16 protein-coding genes and 1 pseudogene are annotated in these 15712 nt (G+C 33.0%); 5 read left to right on the top strand and 12 right to left on the bottom strand.

Features of this window, described 5'->3' with window-relative positions:
- Nucleotides 1–435: 435 nt before the first annotated feature.
- Nucleotides 436–1350, bottom strand: coding sequence for a CPBP family intramembrane glutamic endopeptidase (locus EM808_RS12770; RefSeq protein ID WP_235856607.1), 915 nt, complete (start codon nucleotides 1348–1350; stop codon nucleotides 436–438).
- Between the two features lie 41 nt (nucleotides 1351–1391).
- Nucleotides 1392–1646 (bottom strand): hypothetical protein, encoded by a 255-nt coding sequence (locus EM808_RS12765; RefSeq protein WP_127738590.1) that lies wholly within the window; start codon nucleotides 1644–1646, stop codon nucleotides 1392–1394.
- A 432-nt stretch (nucleotides 1647–2078) separates the two neighbouring features.
- On the opposite strand from EM808_RS12765, the gene EM808_RS12760 reads away from it, so the two are divergent.
- The gene (locus EM808_RS12760) at nucleotides 2079–3089 is read left to right on the top strand and encodes a DUF3231 family protein (RefSeq protein ID WP_127738589.1); all 1011 of its coding nucleotides are present in this window, start codon (nucleotides 2079–2081) and stop codon (nucleotides 3087–3089) included.
- A gap of 502 nt (nucleotides 3090–3591) precedes the next feature.
- Here the strand turns inward: EM808_RS12760 and EM808_RS28590 are convergent.
- The gene (locus EM808_RS28590) at nucleotides 3592–3756 is read right to left on the bottom strand and encodes a hypothetical protein (protein ID WP_164849657.1); all 165 of its coding nucleotides are present in this window, start codon (nucleotides 3754–3756) and stop codon (nucleotides 3592–3594) included.
- A gap of 258 nt (nucleotides 3757–4014) precedes the next feature.
- A complete protein-coding gene (locus EM808_RS12755) occupies nucleotides 4015–4194 on the bottom strand; it encodes a hypothetical protein (protein WP_127738588.1) in 180 nt (59 codons plus the stop codon).
- A 348-nt stretch (nucleotides 4195–4542) separates the two neighbouring features.
- Here EM808_RS12755 and EM808_RS28585 point away from each other — a divergent pair, with 348 nt between their 5' ends.
- Nucleotides 4543–4716, top strand: coding sequence for a hypothetical protein (locus tag EM808_RS28585; protein ID WP_164849656.1), 174 nt, complete (start codon nucleotides 4543–4545; stop codon nucleotides 4714–4716).
- A 79-nt stretch (nucleotides 4717–4795) separates the two neighbouring features.
- On the opposite strand, the pseudogene EM808_RS12750 reads toward EM808_RS28585, so the two are convergent.
- Nucleotides 4796–5194, bottom strand: a pseudogene (locus tag EM808_RS12750) (NDxxF motif lipoprotein); the annotation flags it as partial.
- A 465-nt stretch (nucleotides 5195–5659) separates the two neighbouring features.
- Here EM808_RS12750 and EM808_RS12745 point away from each other — a divergent pair.
- On the top strand, nucleotides 5660–7063 hold the full coding sequence (locus EM808_RS12745; protein ID WP_127738586.1) for an MFS transporter: 1404 nt from the start codon (nucleotides 5660–5662) through the stop codon (nucleotides 7061–7063).
- A gap of 167 nt (nucleotides 7064–7230) precedes the next feature.
- Here EM808_RS12745 and EM808_RS12740 read toward each other — a convergent pair whose 3' ends face one another.
- Nucleotides 7231–7839, bottom strand: a complete 609-nt coding sequence (locus EM808_RS12740; protein WP_127738585.1) for a transglutaminase-like domain-containing protein — start codon at nucleotides 7837–7839, stop codon at nucleotides 7231–7233.
- Between the two features lie 404 nt (nucleotides 7840–8243).
- Here EM808_RS12740 and EM808_RS12735 point away from each other — a divergent pair, with 404 nt between their 5' ends.
- A complete protein-coding gene (locus EM808_RS12735; RefSeq protein WP_127738584.1) occupies nucleotides 8244–8438 on the top strand; it encodes an aspartyl-phosphate phosphatase Spo0E family protein in 195 nt (64 codons plus the stop codon).
- A 95-nt stretch (nucleotides 8439–8533) separates the two neighbouring features.
- On the opposite strand, the gene EM808_RS12730 is transcribed toward EM808_RS12735, so the two are convergent.
- The 5 genes from EM808_RS12730 to EM808_RS28580 all read right to left on the bottom strand — a co-directional run bounded on the left by EM808_RS12730 (nucleotide 8534) and on the right by EM808_RS28580 (nucleotide 11162).
- On the bottom strand, nucleotides 8534–8746 hold the full coding sequence (locus EM808_RS12730; RefSeq protein ID WP_127738583.1) for a hypothetical protein: 213 nt from the start codon (nucleotides 8744–8746) through the stop codon (nucleotides 8534–8536).
- A gap of 78 nt (nucleotides 8747–8824) precedes the next feature.
- Nucleotides 8825–9319 carry a hypothetical protein gene (locus EM808_RS12725; protein WP_127738775.1) on the bottom strand — a complete coding sequence of 165 codons (495 nt, stop codon included), beginning with the start codon at nucleotides 9317–9319 and terminating at the stop codon, nucleotides 8825–8827.
- Nucleotides 9320–9344: 25 nt separating this feature from the next.
- The gene (locus tag EM808_RS12720) at nucleotides 9345–9827 is read right to left on the bottom strand and encodes a hypothetical protein (protein ID WP_127738582.1); all 483 of its coding nucleotides are present in this window, start codon (nucleotides 9825–9827) and stop codon (nucleotides 9345–9347) included.
- 214 nt (nucleotides 9828–10041) lie between these two features.
- Nucleotides 10042–10518, bottom strand: a complete 477-nt coding sequence (locus EM808_RS12715; RefSeq protein WP_127738581.1) for an FUSC family protein — start codon at nucleotides 10516–10518, stop codon at nucleotides 10042–10044.
- Nucleotides 10519–10997: 479 nt separating this feature from the next.
- Entirely contained in the window at nucleotides 10998–11162 is a 165-nt protein-coding gene (locus EM808_RS28580) for a hypothetical protein (protein ID WP_164849655.1), read from the bottom strand.
- A gap of 363 nt (nucleotides 11163–11525) precedes the next feature.
- Here EM808_RS28580 and EM808_RS12710 point away from each other — a divergent pair, with 363 nt between their 5' ends.
- A complete protein-coding gene (locus tag EM808_RS12710; protein WP_191965183.1) occupies nucleotides 11526–12206 on the top strand; it encodes a DUF421 domain-containing protein in 681 nt (226 codons plus the stop codon).
- Nucleotides 12207–12545: 339 nt separating this feature from the next.
- On the opposite strand, the gene EM808_RS12705 is transcribed toward EM808_RS12710, so the two are convergent.
- Nucleotides 12546–14864 carry a xanthine dehydrogenase family protein molybdopterin-binding subunit gene (locus EM808_RS12705; RefSeq protein ID WP_127738580.1) on the bottom strand — a complete coding sequence of 773 codons (2319 nt, stop codon included), beginning with the start codon at nucleotides 14862–14864 and terminating at the stop codon, nucleotides 12546–12548.
- Between the last annotated feature and the right edge of the window lie 848 nt (nucleotides 14865–15712).

Raw genomic sequence — 15712 nt, 5'->3', positions numbered from 1 at the left:
GTATATAAGTTATCACCCTTTCATTAAACGAAAAGTAAGTAAAAAACCTTACTCAACTGAGTTAGGCTTTTCATTCTATTTTATTTATTCATGTCGAAAAGGGCACAGCTTTAAGGTACACCAATATTACTCCTTGATGGATCAACAATCAATAAAAGCAAAACTTATTATGCATTACCAACGCCTTAGGGTTATAAATCCTGAAAGGTATAAAATTTCTCTTAAAGCAAATTATAAAAAAAGATGCTTAAATTGGAGGTTAATCATGTTCCCTAACTACAAAGGAAAACTTATTACAATTATGCTGACCTGTTAGTGTCAAAGCCGCGTACTATGTTTTGTTTTTTTAAATTGATGGCCACACCTCATAATGAAAGCCTTATTACCTATAAATCAAGAAAAGCTAATTTCCACATACCTTTTCCAGTCTCCATATTACACTCGAATAGAGGCTTTGTTCTTTTTCCCGGAAAATAAATGAGTGCAAATAAAGCCAAAGGAGATTAATAAAGTAGCTAACAGCCCTCCTTCTAAACCAAAAGGACCACCCGTTACTATATCATTTCCCCCACTCACATCTATTGTATATACACCATATGGCGTCGTTCCGCTAACAGGAAAGCCGAAAACATTTCCTTGAAAATAGTTCCATGTAATATGATATCCAATTGGCGTCCACAAGCTCTGTGTTTTGTCATACATATAAGCAAATAGTATTCCTACTAGGAAGATATTGAAAATTCCTAGCGGAGTTACATTTTGATTAGCCAAATGGGCAATTCCAAAAATCAGGGCTGAAACAATGTAAATGGTAACCTTTCGACGACCTCTATCTGCAAGGGTAGACATGATATAGCCTCTAAATACAAGCTCTTCAAACAAACCAACCAAGATAAAAAAGATTAAGTAAGTAACTGAATAAGTTGTAAAGTTTGGGTTGGAAAGTGAGTTGATTAATTCAATATTATCGGTAAGCAGCAGAATAAAGAAAATGATTGCAATAGATACTGCTCCTAATAATAAACCAAATATTATATTTTTCAGGAATAAACCAAAACCTAAATCCTGTATTTTCTTTTTATTTAAAAATTTCCATAATAAAAGCAATGAAATTAAAGCAGCTACATAACCACAAGCATAGGAAAATACATCTAACCATGGACGACCTGACATAATATCACTTCTATCCATTTTAAATACACCTGTACTGTCTGAACTCATTGTAAATAATGCGTACATCTCAACTGGAAGCATAAAAATTGCTTGAATTATAAAAGTAACTATTAGCGTTACAAAAATGAGCCAACCTGTCCTTACCTGGCCCTTACTGTTTTTAAACAAATCTTTCACTCCTTCTCCTGTAAGCCATAGACACATTCTAGAAAACTAATCTAATAGAAATAGGCGCAAGAATTCCCTTTATCCCTTAAAGGAACATAAATGCTTCTCAACTCTTTTTTATCTAATCTTACCGATTTTTTTGTTCCATCAGTACATGCCGTAACTCCAGCAATTTCACCATTTGATATAGCTACAAAAAACTGATCTAAAATAAACATATGAGCAAAAGCCTTTGCAATAACGTTCTTATCTTTAGAAAAAAAGACAAGCCATTGTGTAAATCCCTCCGCAAAAATTCTAGACATTTGCGTTCCTACAGCTAAATCAATTTCATCAGCCTTTACAATTAGAAACTTATTACCTTAGGAATCATATAGCATAGTGAATGAATATTTCTTCTAAAAAAATTCACACTATCCATCGTCAAATTATATTCAACATTCCCGTCAAATACTCCAAAAAAGTGATATCTTTTTTCTCAAGAAGTTCTCTTCTCTTTTAGTGCACTACTTTAAAGTTGCTTTTTTGGGTTCATTTATTACAAGATTGCTGCCACCTTAGTTCCATTTTATAAAATAAGCCGGTCATTATACTGTAAACCTATTTGTTAAAGTGCCTTTTCATTTTACATTTAAGTGTATATGTGTTGGATTTTTCTGCATTAATCACTGTATTGTTTACCTTCTGTTTGCAAACATTATTAGTAATATAAGTATACATAACTGGAGGTATGACCCTTGTTTCAAAACAATTCTATAAGCGCTTCTGAAGTAGGAGCAATATGGCAAACTTACCAGGAAAAAACATTAATTATGAGGATTTTGGAGTATTTCATTGAAAAATCTGATGATTTACAAGCTAGAAATATTTTAGGTGGCCTCTGGCAAGAATTAAATTTTTATGTTTCAGAAATGGAGGAACTATTTTCCGAACAAGGAATGGTTAAACCAATAGGTTTTACCTCAGAGGATGTAAATTTAACAGCACCTAAATTGTACGATAATGGATTTGACATTATGTTTATCCGGGTACTAAAGGAAGTCAGCATGGGATTGTATACCTTAAATATGAATATGGCATACAGTAAAAGAGTCATGCAAATTTATGAGGGATTAACGACAATTACACAAAAAATATACAAATTATCAACTTGTTACTTGCTAGAAAGAGGAAATCTTGCGCTTCCACCTCAAGTTTCCTTACCGAAAAAAAACGAAATTATTGAAAGTAAAAAGTATATGGAAGGCTTTAAACTAACTGGTGATAAAAGAGCGCTTAATGATTTAGAAATTGGTATCCTTCATCATAACCTTCAATCCAATAACATTGGGCTACAACTTATTACAGGGTTCGCACAATGTGCACAAAGCAAAGAAGCTACAACATATTTTTTAAAAGGAAAAAAGCTTGCAAAGAAACAAATTAAAATGATGGAAGATATTCTTCGAGAAGGGGATGTCCGGTTTTCCAGCTCTTCAGTAGGTACTGTAACAACCTCAAATGTTTCCCCTTTTTCAGACAAACTGATGATGCACTGTATCTACATTCTTAATGGATTTGGACTTGTCGGTGCTGGGACGGGGGCATTCTTTAGTTTAAGAAATGACCTTTCTATGAAGTCCATTTTGTTAGCGAAAGATGTATATTTTTATGCTCAAGAAGGCATAAAAATTAAAATTAAAAATGGCTGGTTTGAAGAGCCTCCTCAAATGGAGGATCGCAATCAACTAATCAAGGATAAAAACTGAATATCTATAAAATTTCAGAATGTGATATAAATAAAGAAATACAAATTCAAACTACTTAAGAGGACTCCTATGAGTCCTTTTACAAAGCAGATAGAAATTATTTTGCATTAGTTCCGTACTGCTTCAACCTCAAAAACAGAACCTTGTCAGAAGATAAAAATATACAAGTCACTTATTAGTCACTAAGTATACAAACCAGGAAAAAAATCCTTTGTGCTTTAATAACAAACCTACTTTTATTATCTAAGCTAACAAACTTAATTTATACACCAGTGTTATTGATTAACACCTCAGACTACATAGTCATTAAAAAGTACAAAAAAACATTAACCATTGGATTAATGTTTTAAAAATTCCTTTATGGACTTATGTTTGAAACTAATTGTAAAAGCAGAACCAACATTCCTATCCAAGTCCCAGTTTGGTGAATCCCTCAAACATTTGATAGTATACGGAGTCCGCTTTACCATTGACAGACACCATAAAGGAAACTCTCACTACATTAATGGCCAATATTATCGTTATTACCACTAATTGGTTCAATAACTTTCCCATTGCTATCTGTTATAACACTTTCTTTTTTTTCAACGGGTTCTTTCGCAGTTGAATAATAACTAAAGGACACAATTATGATAGCAACCAATACAATAGAAATGATTTTCTTCATCGGAACTCCTTTCAAACGTTTCTTAGAAATTCACTTTTAATTTCAACTGTATTTTACGATATTTACAATAATATCTCCAATTCTAATCGTCAATAAGTCGCATCGAATTTACTATAAACTTTTCCACTCATTGGTTTTTATTACCTAGGAAAGAATAAAATTATGATAAAGAGAATTTCCACCATTAAAATGGACTAAATTAGCTGCAGCTGTTATCGGGCTCTTTTAAATAAGCCTTCTACGTAAAAATCTATTTACTTAATAATGCTTACTATCACCACCCTTTACTTCCTTATAATCTTCATCTGACCATACAAAATTACTGATAGTAAAGACATTAAAACTGTCATTCTTTAATAAATCTAACGCTTCATTTGTGAAGCTATAACCAATGGCTATTTTATTTGCGTCAGTATCTTGATCTATTCTTTTCATCATTTTTTTCACATCATTAGCTAGGATAACTTTATCTGGAAATATTAAGCCACTAACACATTCATTACTTTTAGGAATTATTTTCCTATACTCTGACGAAACCATTTTTTGTAGTTGTTTGTAGGTCTTATTTTTAAAAATCAAAGTTTTAATATGTCAACATCTGCCTTTTTTGAAAACCGGAATTTTCCTAGCTCTCACATTTTATATTTTACACTTGCACATTCCCTTTCTTGTTGCACAATTTCCGCCAATTATTTGACTGCCCCATGTCAAAACTTGAAGGTTAATTTCACTTTTCTATACTCGAGCCAACCTATATAATAGGATTAATCGAAAGGAGGAGTCATAATGAAACAATTAACTCTTCATCAATGTCACAATGAGCATAATAAACGAATAGCAGAGTTTCATAAAAACCATGAGATTGAAATTCAACGTGGTGAAAATGGGAACAGTTTGATATCTAAATGGGAAAGATTTTTTTATAACAATGTAATTTCTCCGCTAAAGAACAGGAAATAATATCTAGCCATTAAATGAACTGTCATTCTATTACAGTTCATTTTTATTTTGCATTTGATTTTTTTAGTCAGCGAAACTGCTACTTTAATTTATCTATCTCTTCCAAATGCTTTAGTCTAATATCTTTCTCATCTAGGAAATCCTCCATTTTTTTCTGTTCCCTTTCATTCACTGTTTCAGTATTGTTTATTATAGAACCTAAGTTTATTTCTGGAATTATTCCTTCTTTTAGGTCTTCTGTAATATTACTAAGCGTTTGATCTTGTCCATAAAGAATTTCATTTGAAGATGTAATATATTTACTTATCCTCTTTGTCTCTGTTTGATATCCTTCAGGTAAGGTGTTTTTTAAAATAAAGTTTGAAAAATTCTCGTCATTTTCTTTAGGAAGTTTGCTGATTTTTTCAAATTTCTTCAACTCATTTTCACTTAAATCCTCTCCTTCATTAAGAACATCTAAAAATGAGGAACTAGCATTAGTTAACTCTTCATAGCTTTATCCCAGACACTAAGTCGGCTTAATTAAACAAGCCAAAACAACCTTATCCTTCATTCCAACTTTTATATTTTTTATCTCCCCTGTTGATACATATAACTAAGAAGTTTTTTACATTATGTTTACCATTAGAATCGTACGGGTATTTAATATTAAATAAAAATTTATGGTTTTATGAATAGAACTATTGTATTGAATGATAGCAATGTCTGGATATAGTTAAATTTATTTAATAATGGGAGGGGAACACCTATTCACCTGTGTTAAATGACTTACGTAGGTTATGATTTCTAACCTGAAAAGATTTTGGCACTTTTAATTATTTATACTTAAAGTATGCTTCAGATACTTTTGCACACAATATGATACATATAAGCGGTACCATGAGTAACATTAGTTTCACTCATTTGTTCTCTTTGTATAACCACACATCACGGAGTTGAAAAAATGAAATTTAATAAGAAGAAAATTAACGTTGTTGATATCCAAACAGCGAAGAAAAGTGTGTTTGCAACAGGAGTAGGAAATGCAATGGAATGGTTTGATTTTGGTTTATATTCCTACTTAGCTGTTATTATCAGTCAGAACTTTTTTAGCGCAGTTCAAAATGACGAGTTAAAATTAGTATTTACTTTCGCAACTTTTGCCATTGCCTTTTTAATGCGTCCATTAGGCGGTATTATTTTCGGTAAAATTGGTGATAAAGCAGGAAGAAAAGTCGTCTTAACTACAACAATTATCTTAATGGCCTTTTCTACATTGTTGATTGGGTTATTGCCTACTTATGATCAAATCGGAATATGGGCACCGATACTGTTATTAGTCGCAAGAATTATTCAAGGATTTTCAACTGGAGGAGAATATGCCGGTGCAATGGTCTATATTGCCGAATCATCTCCTGATAATAAGCGCAGCATCCTTGGAAGTGGATTGGAAATTGGTACACTTACAGGATATATATTGGCTTCACTTGTAGCCAGCATACTCTTTATTACCTTATCTGATGAACAGATGGCCTCATGGGGTTGGAGAATCCCATTCTTGCTCGGTTTACCCCTTGGATTCGTTGGAATGTATTTAAGAAAAAGCTTAGAGGAATCACCTATTTTTGAGAATGAAATTTCTACAAATGATGCTGACGAGCAAATAGAAGAAGGCTTCTTCTCTATCCTAAAAAATCATAAAAAAGATATTATTGTCTGTTTCGTATCTGTAGCATTCTTTAATGTAACGAATTATATGTTACTATCTTACATGCCTTCCTATTTGAACGAGATAATTGGTTTGTCAAGCACGACAGGTACTATATTAATTACACTTGTCATGGTTATCATGGTGCCACTAACATTACTCTTCGGAAAGTTAAGTGATAACATCGGTAATAAAAATGTCTTCTTAATTGGTTTAGGGGGATTATCTCTTTTATCTGCAGTAGCTTTTTATCTCGTGAACATGAATGGCCTGCTATTTATTTCGTTGGGTATTCTAATTCTGGGCGTACTGCTTGCAACATATGAAGGCTCCATGCCCGGTTCGTTGCCAGCAATGTTCTATACCGATATACGCTACCGAACATTATCTGTAACGTTTAATGTCTCTGTTTCCATATTTGGTGGTACTACACCGTTAGTTTCGACATGGCTTGTTCACCAAACAGGCAATAACTTAGCACCTGCCTGGTATTTAACAATCGTAAGCATTATCGGATTCTTTGTAATTCTATTCTTATTTAAGAGTACAACCGGAAAGTCCTTAAAAGGATCTTATCCAACAGTTGCAACGAAATCTGAATTTAAAGAAGCTGTTGCGAATCCAGAAGATGCCTTATGGTGGAAAACTGAACAAGAATAAACCATCTAAACTTCATGTTGGTTTAAATTTTCAATTGAATAGAGCACAAGACAGCTACAGAATGCTGCTGTTAAGTTTGCTAACTAAATAAGCTGCCGTATGGCAGCTTATTTAGTTAGCGTCGATTACTCATCTATAAAACAATTCCCCTCCCCTTTGTAAAACAACTACAAACTGTCTGGTAAATGATATTTATACATTTCTAATGCATTTGTATTTTCTTTTAATACAGCAACAATTTTGGGGTGAGGCTTAACATAAATATGAGGATAATCTTTTTCATGAAATGCTTCGTTAATTGCAAATGCTAATTTCTCTTCTTCAACGGAAAATTGAGAATTAACCCCTTCTTTATTCCCACGAGCATCAACTCTAATCCATTTATTTAGTGATTTAAAAAAGATAGCATTTAATGCGTGAATACAATACCCTTTTTCTGGAGTATCAAATAACATCAATCTTTGATAACAAAATCCTGTTGGTATTCCCTGCGAACGTAATAATGAAGCTAATAGATGAGATTTTGCATAGCAAATCCCCTCTTTAAAGTCTCCTACTTCCGAAGCACTACAAGTAACTTGTTTTGATTGAATATCCCAAGAATGAGAAATTTCATCACGAACAAATTCAAAAGCTATTCTCGCCTTTTCTATTTCCGTCTGAGATAGATCAAACAGTTTTTCTGCTATCTTCTTTATAATCGGATTAGAATAATTAACTTCAGTTAATTCGAGTAAATAGTCATCTAATTTTTGCGACTCACAAATCAAAATCATAAACCCTTCCCCCTAAAACTAGTGCATATATATAACCCTAATAACATAATCATACATTTTTTGTTGATTTGGTTAAACTATATATTATTGTGCTAATCCTCCGTCAACAATCCTCTATTATTTTGAATAGAGGTACAAATATATGCATGATCCAATACTAGTGATTTATTATTGAATTCGATATGTGAATTTTTTCACTTAAACTATTCTGCTACAACTATGTCAGTGCAAAATATTACATAACCTATAACCTTCTGTTAGTTGCTTAAGAAGATTATGTTTACCCGAAATATTATTATCCTGTCATATGTTTGACTTTTTAATTTTTTAAACTTTTAAATGTATACAAATACCAATTATGGTTATATAATCTATAAGGTAATTTTTATATTAGGGAGTTACTTATGAAAAATACTGATTCTTTCAACATAATAACACCTTCTGAACTTGGTAAACATATTGAACTTCTAAAAATAAATTTGGGAAAAGTCGTACAAGAATATGGTATCAATAGTAAGGAGACACTCACTTTAAGCCAAGAGCTAGATCAATATATCATTTTATGTCAAAGAAGCTGCCCAAAAGCAGAATGTAATTAGAAAACTGTTATTTCCTTCAAATCTTCTAAAGATAAATTCTATTATAAGCACGCATTAGTTTTATAAAATAAAAAAAGCTGCAAAGCAGCTAAAACCTAACGCCTAAATGTCGGTGGAACATTAGGTCCTAAATAAGGGAAATTCATTTGTTCTCCTGGCGGTCTCGGGAGAATATTGAATTGATGTCCTGCTATCATATAATGATATGGCGATAGCCCCATCAATTTCTGGTTCCAAGCCAATAAATTGGAGTTGGAAAATTTTTTATATATGGCCCCGTTTAATCCAGCAATGATACTTGGATGCATTATGCACACACCCCTTTATTTTTATATAGTACCTATTCATATTTTTCTTTCCCATTTATAATGACATGAACAATATCACTAATTTCTTTTTATTTGATTATTTTTTTTCATTTTATTATGTAATGTATCCCAGTTATCCCCACCCAAAAAAATGAGTGCTTTTAATTTAATTTGATTTAACATAAAATCGTTCTCTCTTAGGGTATTCCTGATTCTTTGTATCAATATCATTGAGCTTGGATCTGTAATTTGAGCAGCAACCCTCTCAAATAATACTTTAGTATCGACTGAATATTTCTCCGCAAAGCTATGACACATAGTCATATTCATTTGAAGTGCTTCACTATACCCATTAGATAATGCTCTTCTAATACACCCTCTTACCCCTGCATAACCATAGGAAACTTCAGATGCTGCCCTGTAGAATAGAATCATTCCGTCAGCATGACTTGTTTCAGGCCGAACACGAAATTCTGTTATTAAAGACATTAATCTTCGTATGACATGTTTTGCCGTTTCCATTGTATTCCACCAATCCAGCAATGCGTTTCTTTGTTTATTTGATAATTCCATAACAGTCACTATGTATAACCACCTCTCATAATCGTGGTATAGCCTGAATATTTTGGACTTTCCTGATAATCTCTTCCCAATTATCTCCTATGAGTTTCTTTCCTAATCTATTTGCCTCAGTAATAGATTCTTTAATTTGTTGATGTAAAAATCGACTTATATGAACTAATTCAGTCTCCACACCCTCAACGGCAAGTTCAAAGTTAGGATTTATTTGCATTTCCGAGATCCTTAATGTATCAAGATCAAATACAAGCATCTCTAATACAAATGGAATGCTTTCTCCCTCTTGAATTCGCTTAATTGTCCCCTGAACAGCATCAAATCCGTAACCAATATCTGCTACAGATGCATGATAAGGATTAAGACCAGGTTTTGTTCGAATAGAAGGTACAGATCTAAATCCAGTTGTTATGGAACAGACCACTTCTTTTGCGATCATTCCCTTTTCAATAGCTGAATTTATTTTATCTAGATAGATAGCTGTTTGGCTATTTGAATTTCTCATAAAATAATCACCCTTAATTTCCTTAGAACTTCTTCAAACATGTTTTATTAAATGAAAAGAAAGCATTTTGGCATTGTTCATCCATATACATAAATATATTTATGTATTATTAAGTTTATAACTTTTCCGTTATCTAATTTAAATTTATATAGATAAAATTATCTGAGGAAATTTTAAAATAGTATGGATAATTACTTTTCGAAAACTTACAATGTTAATTTTTATGAGAATAAAGGAACTGGATAACAATAGCGTAAATTATCCCCACTATTGTATCTAGTACTCGATCTATAGCATATCCACTATTGTTTTGTTCAAATACAAATACACATAAAATGGTAATAGCAAGTTGATGTAAAACTACTTTATCAAATTTTAGCCACGCAGAAATAAAGCCACCTACTAGGATAAGGAGGCCAACACTCCAGCCGTTGACATGTAAATATCCCGAAACAATAACAATAAGAAGAATACCTATAATGGTTCCGATTATACGCTTTAAAGAGAGTCGAAGTGTCTGATTATAAGTGGATTGCAGACATAAAATAACAGATAATGGAGCCAAATAGGGATGTTGAGAATTCATTAATTCTGCTGTCTCCCAAGATAAAGCAGAACCAATTCCCATCATCCAAATCAATGTATATAAACTTGTTTCTTTTTTCTTTCTAGTCCGTTCAAAAGTGTTCATAAAGACCTCTTTAGCAACAGTTTTTGTTATTATTTATCTTTCCCGATTATTTATGTAAAAGTACAAATCCTGTGGAACAGCTATTTTAATAATGGCATTTTATAAATAGACGTATTTTCACCTTTATCATTAAATTTATCAGTAAATAAAATAAAGGCGATTGGGGCAGATTTCCTCTATTTTCTACTGAAAACCCCACTCAGTAATAAGACTAAATTAAAGGTATACATCTCAACAATATAAAAATATTTGTTAATAATATTTGGAATTCTCATTAATGAGGTTCAATGTGAACGTGCAATCGATATACACCATGCTTATTATGTTGGGTGTATTCTCTATGTTCTGAAATAGCATATGTCTTTTTTACATCCAAAGTAGGATTAACCAATACTTCTACGTCTTTCACCTTATTTTAGTTTCTCCCTTAATTCCTTTAATTCCATCCATATTATTCATTATTTCTGTCTTTTAGGTTTCTAACTTATCTTCATCAAATCCATCTGAAAGTTCGTGCGAAGCATCCCTGAAAATATCCAATGCTGTTTTACAAAATTAGAATTCCAAACAGGGGCTGTCACTGTCCCAATACTTACCCAGGCATCGGATATATTATCTTTCGCTGTCGACAAAACAGCACTCACTAATTCCTCTCCCTTCAACACAAATTTTTTATCATACCAAGGCAAAAAAAATCGTGTGTCTATAGCAACCTTTTCGAGAAGATTTATAAAAATAAATTTTCGTAAAATATGTTATCCTATCCGTTAAGTAAAACTTATGAAATTGCGGTAAATAACAAGCGAAATCCAGACCAATTTACAGCCTCCTCTTATTACATGTTTGAATAAACTTATTCTTCTATTAATTAATAATAATTTGCTCATGACTCTATGACATATCTCATAAATATATTCAGTTTCATTAAATAATATTTTTGGGAGAGAACATCCTAATACTACTATAGAAAATACTTGTAAATCTGGATTTAAGGTTGGTGAAATATATTGGAATTACCTAATTTGTTGTTAAGATTAACTATAAGCTTCTTTGTACTATTGTTTCTCACAAGAATTATGGGGAGAAAGGAAATAAGTGAAATGACCTTTTTTAACTTTGCCTCTGCTATCGCTATCGGCGAAATAGCGGCAAGTCTTGTAGTGGATGACCAATTAAGCATTAGTAACGGCATTTATGCCTTGTTAGGATGGAGTCTTTATACAATACTAATGAGTTATCTTGATATTAAAACTTTAAAGGGGCGACAATTACTTACAGGATCCCCAATAATATTAATTAAAGAAGGGAAAATTTTAGAACAGGCTCTTCATAAATGCCGCCTAGACCTAGATACCTTAAAGGCAATGCTTAGGCAAAAAGACGTATTCTCCATTGCAGAAGTTGATTTTGCCATTTTCGAATCAGATGGCAAACTTTCTGTTTTGAAAAAAGACTCTGGAAGTTCCATAACTAATAGAAATATGTATAAGGTAAAGAATAAATTAATTCCCTTTCCATTGGAGATAATTTTGGATGGAAATATAAAAAAAGAAAATCTAATTAATTCAGGCTTTGATAATAACTGGTTAATAGCTCAACTTCAACGTGCAGGTATTCATTCTATCTCTGAAGTTTTTTACGCAGAAGTTCAAACAGATGGTTCGCTCTACATCGATAAAAAAGTGTAATTACTATCAGAAAAATGATAACTTTCATCATGCACCTTATTCTAGGATCAGTATCCCTGATTCAAGTAAAACTGGGTCACATAACGTGACCCAAAATATCTAAACATAAAGTATATAAAAGTTTTAATGCAGCTTAGCTTTTTAACAAATATATAAGAACGAAACAAGTTAGTATTTACATGAACACATTTTATTCTAAATATAGTCTCTATTTTCCTGTCAGGAAGTAAAAAGTTTCAGATTACCAAATAAACAAAGGACCATTTCTATTCGAAGATGTACAACTATTGGATAATTAAAGTTTATTCGTAACCAATATTTAAACCTAAAAGTTAAACATCATACTTTTCCAATCTTTGTCTTCCAAATTTGTTCTGGAGTTAATGGTAAATTATGAAGTGAAACATCTGCAGCCAATGAAAGGGCATTACCCAATGCACCTGGCATACCCAGAAGTCCATGTTCACCAACTCCCCGTGCTCCATATGCTGCCTCTAAATCAGGAGTGTAGACGAAATCTACAAGATATTCTGGCTGCTCTCCATAACGTAACGGTCGGTAAGTTCGCAGCTGCGAATTTAGTACTCGGCCAAGTTCATCATAGTAAAAAGTTTCTCTGCCCGCAAAGGCTAAACCCATACTCATTGCTCCCTTTACTTGACCCAATGCAGCTTTTCTATTTAATACGGTACCAATATCTACAACTGTAGCAGCTTTCACCAATCGATAGGTGAACTCCCGACGATTATATTCAACTTCCACTGCATAAGCTGCAACCGTCCATTCTGGGCCAGGATTACCTTCCCCTGTCTCGGGATCTAAGTAGGTTAAATGACGGAGAATAAAATTACCTCTTCCCATTATTTGCCCGCCAATTGCGTTTCCATTAGGATATAGATACCCATAACAAATTTCTTTAAAATGTACACCTATCCGAGGATTGTCTCTTATAAATACATGGCTATCTGCTACTTCTAAATCTGCAACAGGAGCTCTCAAGACAATCGATGAAATACTTTTGAGCTGGGTTATAATATCATCTGCAGCTTCTAATAATGCCCTTCCCGCCATATAAACGCCTCTACTTGCAACAGTCTTCCAGTGCTCAGGTGTAGTTTGTGTATCTACAGTCATTCGTACATGAATTTTATCTACATCCATCTTCAATTTCTCAGCAAGTATTTGTGCAAGGACAGTTTTTGTCCCTGTTCCAATTTCTACAACACCTGACATCAAATTAATACTTCCATCACGGTTAAATGTCAGAATAACGCCCGAGGGTGCGTTAGGGTCAATCGTCGATGTTTTCCAACTGCAGCATATGCCTTTTACCCTTACGAATTGCTCATTAACTTCCTCCACTTGCCCATCTTCCCAGCGAATCAAATTCTTCAATTTCCTAATACACTCCTGTAGATTCCCCACGTTACTTTGATTAAGCAGAACCCTAGTTGGTGTGGTATCCCCGGGTTTAATTGCATTTTTAAAACGTAGTTCTAAAGGATCCATTTGAAGTTTTTCAGCTAATAAATCCATTGTTCGTTCAATAGCGAAGGAAAGTTCTGAATGACTAAACCCTCGATATGGTGCTGCATATGTGTGATTTGTATACATACAATATGAATCACACCAAACATTCTCTACCCTATAAGGACCTGTACAGTCGACTGCTCCTGCACGCGTTAAGTCAATTGCCTTATCGGAGTATGCTCCCCCATCCCATAAAAATGTTATTTCCATTGCTTGAATTATGCCATTTTGGTCAGCACCAATCTTGACTTTTGCATCTAATCCAATATGACATGGCGACATAATCATGTCTTGTTCTCGTTCATTAAAAATTTCTACTGGTTGACCACCAGCAGCTTTCGAACCTAAATAAGCTAGTAACTCCAGTTGTATAGATGCCTTTCCACCATAAGCTCCTCCTACGAGTGGAGTATCGACTATTACCTTACCGATATCTTCGTTAAAATACTTCGCAATTAATTGTTTTACCATAAACGGTGCCTGTGATGAGGTCATAATTTTAATTGTTCCATCCCTTGAAATCTCCGCAATGGAGCTCCTTGTTTCCATTGCGGCATGATCAGACGGAGAAAATGAATAATCTCCTTCCACTGAAACAGAGCTATTCGACCACCCGTTATCCATATTGCCTTTTCTTATTTTTACGTGATGTGCAATGTTTGTTCCAATAACAGGGTATACATCCTTTTCCCTTGCATACTCACCTAAATTCTCATGTATTAATGGGGCATTTTTTTGAAAAGCCTGTGTTGGATTATGTACAACAGGTAATAACTCAAAATTAATCTTTATTAAACTAGCTGCGAGATCTCCTTGTTCCTTTTGTTCTGAAACTATAAGCACAACTGCTTCCCCATGATAACGGACTTTACCAACCGCTAATGGAGGACGATCCTGCATTGATTCACCGGTTAGCGGTAAATTTTCACCTGTTAAGATTGCAACAATCCCATCTACTTTACTTGCTTCGCTTAAATCAATATCAACAATCCTTGCATGAGCATATGGACTAAGAACGACTCTACCGTAAAGTTTTTTTGCATTTTGGTAATCATGTGTATAATTTGCATAGCCAGACACTTTTTCCTGTGCATCTTTCCTAATAACACTTTTTCCGATAACGTGCATGATTGCCTAACCACCCTTTTATAAAAAATTAATGACACAGTATATATATATTAAAGCGATTTAATATTATAGAAGTACACTTAAAACAAGATTCATTAATTTATCTATATTTTCTTTGACCCTTTGGAAAGACAGTTTCAATTGTGGGATAGGTCCTATTGCACCAAGTAGATGCAATTACACCCCCTCTTTAAATTAATGCCATCTGCTTTTATAAAACAGAACTGCAAAAAGACTCTACTCGCAACTGTAGAATCTAGAATTAATGTGTCTAATTATAAGAAGGATAAAGGAAACAATAACAGATAATAATGATAAAAAAAGAACATTCAATATTAGACTACTAGCTTACTGCAAATGAATTAACTTGAACAACGATTCTTAAGACTAAGGAAAAAATAGATATTCTTTGTAAAGGAAGGGTAGAATTTTATAATGGGATATGTTGAAGAGTATGGAAGTCTGCTTCAACTATGAGGAAAATGATTTAGTATATTACTCGGATATATTGAATTTATATACATTTTCACCACATAGTAAACAAAAAAATATGCTAAGAAGCTAAATTAAGAGAAACCAAAACTTTAAACATGGCGCACCGCTTGTGTACCAGTTGCTTTGCCAAAGGAAAACTAGGTAGCTATGTTCGGTTTCAACATTTGAATTTACAAAAAAGCTACTTATTTTTCTAAGGCAATAATACTTTACTTTTATTAGATTTACTTTGAACTAGTAAATCTATCGTCTATATCAACACTTCATAGATATTTTATAATTGATTATGAGCTAGTGTATGATACAGGTGTTAAAAAATCATATTAATAAAGATAATGAACCTTTAAGAAACC

Origin of the sequence: Niallia taxi (assembly GCF_004005475.1) — a bacterium.
Lineage (GTDB): Bacteria > Bacillota > Bacilli > Bacillales > Cytobacillaceae > Niallia > Niallia taxi.
The sequence above is the reverse complement of the archived record's forward strand: the minus strand, read 5'-3'. Positions and strand labels throughout refer to the sequence as shown.

Bases quoted from the DNA above. Each gene is read 5' to 3' on its own strand.
- EM808_RS12765 (WP_127738590.1), bottom strand. From the start codon at position 1,646: ATGTCTAGAATTTTTGCGGAGGGATTTACACAATGGCTTGTCTTTTTT.
- EM808_RS28590 (WP_164849657.1), bottom strand. From the start codon at position 3,756: ATGAAGAAAATCATTTCTATTGTATTGGTTGCTATCATAATTGTGTCC.
- EM808_RS12755 (WP_127738588.1), bottom strand. From the start codon at position 4,194: ATGATGAAAAGAATAGATCAAGATACTGACGCAAATAAAATAGCCATT.
- EM808_RS28585 (WP_164849656.1), top strand. From the start codon at position 4,543: ATGAAACAATTAACTCTTCATCAATGTCACAATGAGCATAATAAACGA.
- EM808_RS12745 (WP_127738586.1), top strand. From the start codon at position 5,660: ATGAAATTTAATAAGAAGAAAATTAACGTTGTTGATATCCAAACAGCG.
- EM808_RS12740 (WP_127738585.1), bottom strand. From the start codon at position 7,839: ATGATTTTGATTTGTGAGTCGCAAAAATTAGATGACTATTTACTCGAA.
- EM808_RS12735 (WP_127738584.1), top strand. From the start codon at position 8,244: ATGAAAAATACTGATTCTTTCAACATAATAACACCTTCTGAACTTGGT.
- EM808_RS12730 (WP_127738583.1), bottom strand. From the start codon at position 8,746: ATGCATCCAAGTATCATTGCTGGATTAAACGGGGCCATATATAAAAAA.
- EM808_RS12725 (WP_127738775.1), bottom strand. From the start codon at position 9,319: ATGGAATTATCAAATAAACAAAGAAACGCATTGCTGGATTGGTGGAAT.
- EM808_RS12720 (WP_127738582.1), bottom strand. From the start codon at position 9,827: ATGAGAAATTCAAATAGCCAAACAGCTATCTATCTAGATAAAATAAAT.
- EM808_RS12715 (WP_127738581.1), bottom strand. From the start codon at position 10,518: ATGAACACTTTTGAACGGACTAGAAAGAAAAAAGAAACAAGTTTATAT.
- EM808_RS12705 (WP_127738580.1), bottom strand. From the start codon at position 14,864: ATGCACGTTATCGGAAAAAGTGTTATTAGGAAAGATGCACAGGAAAAA.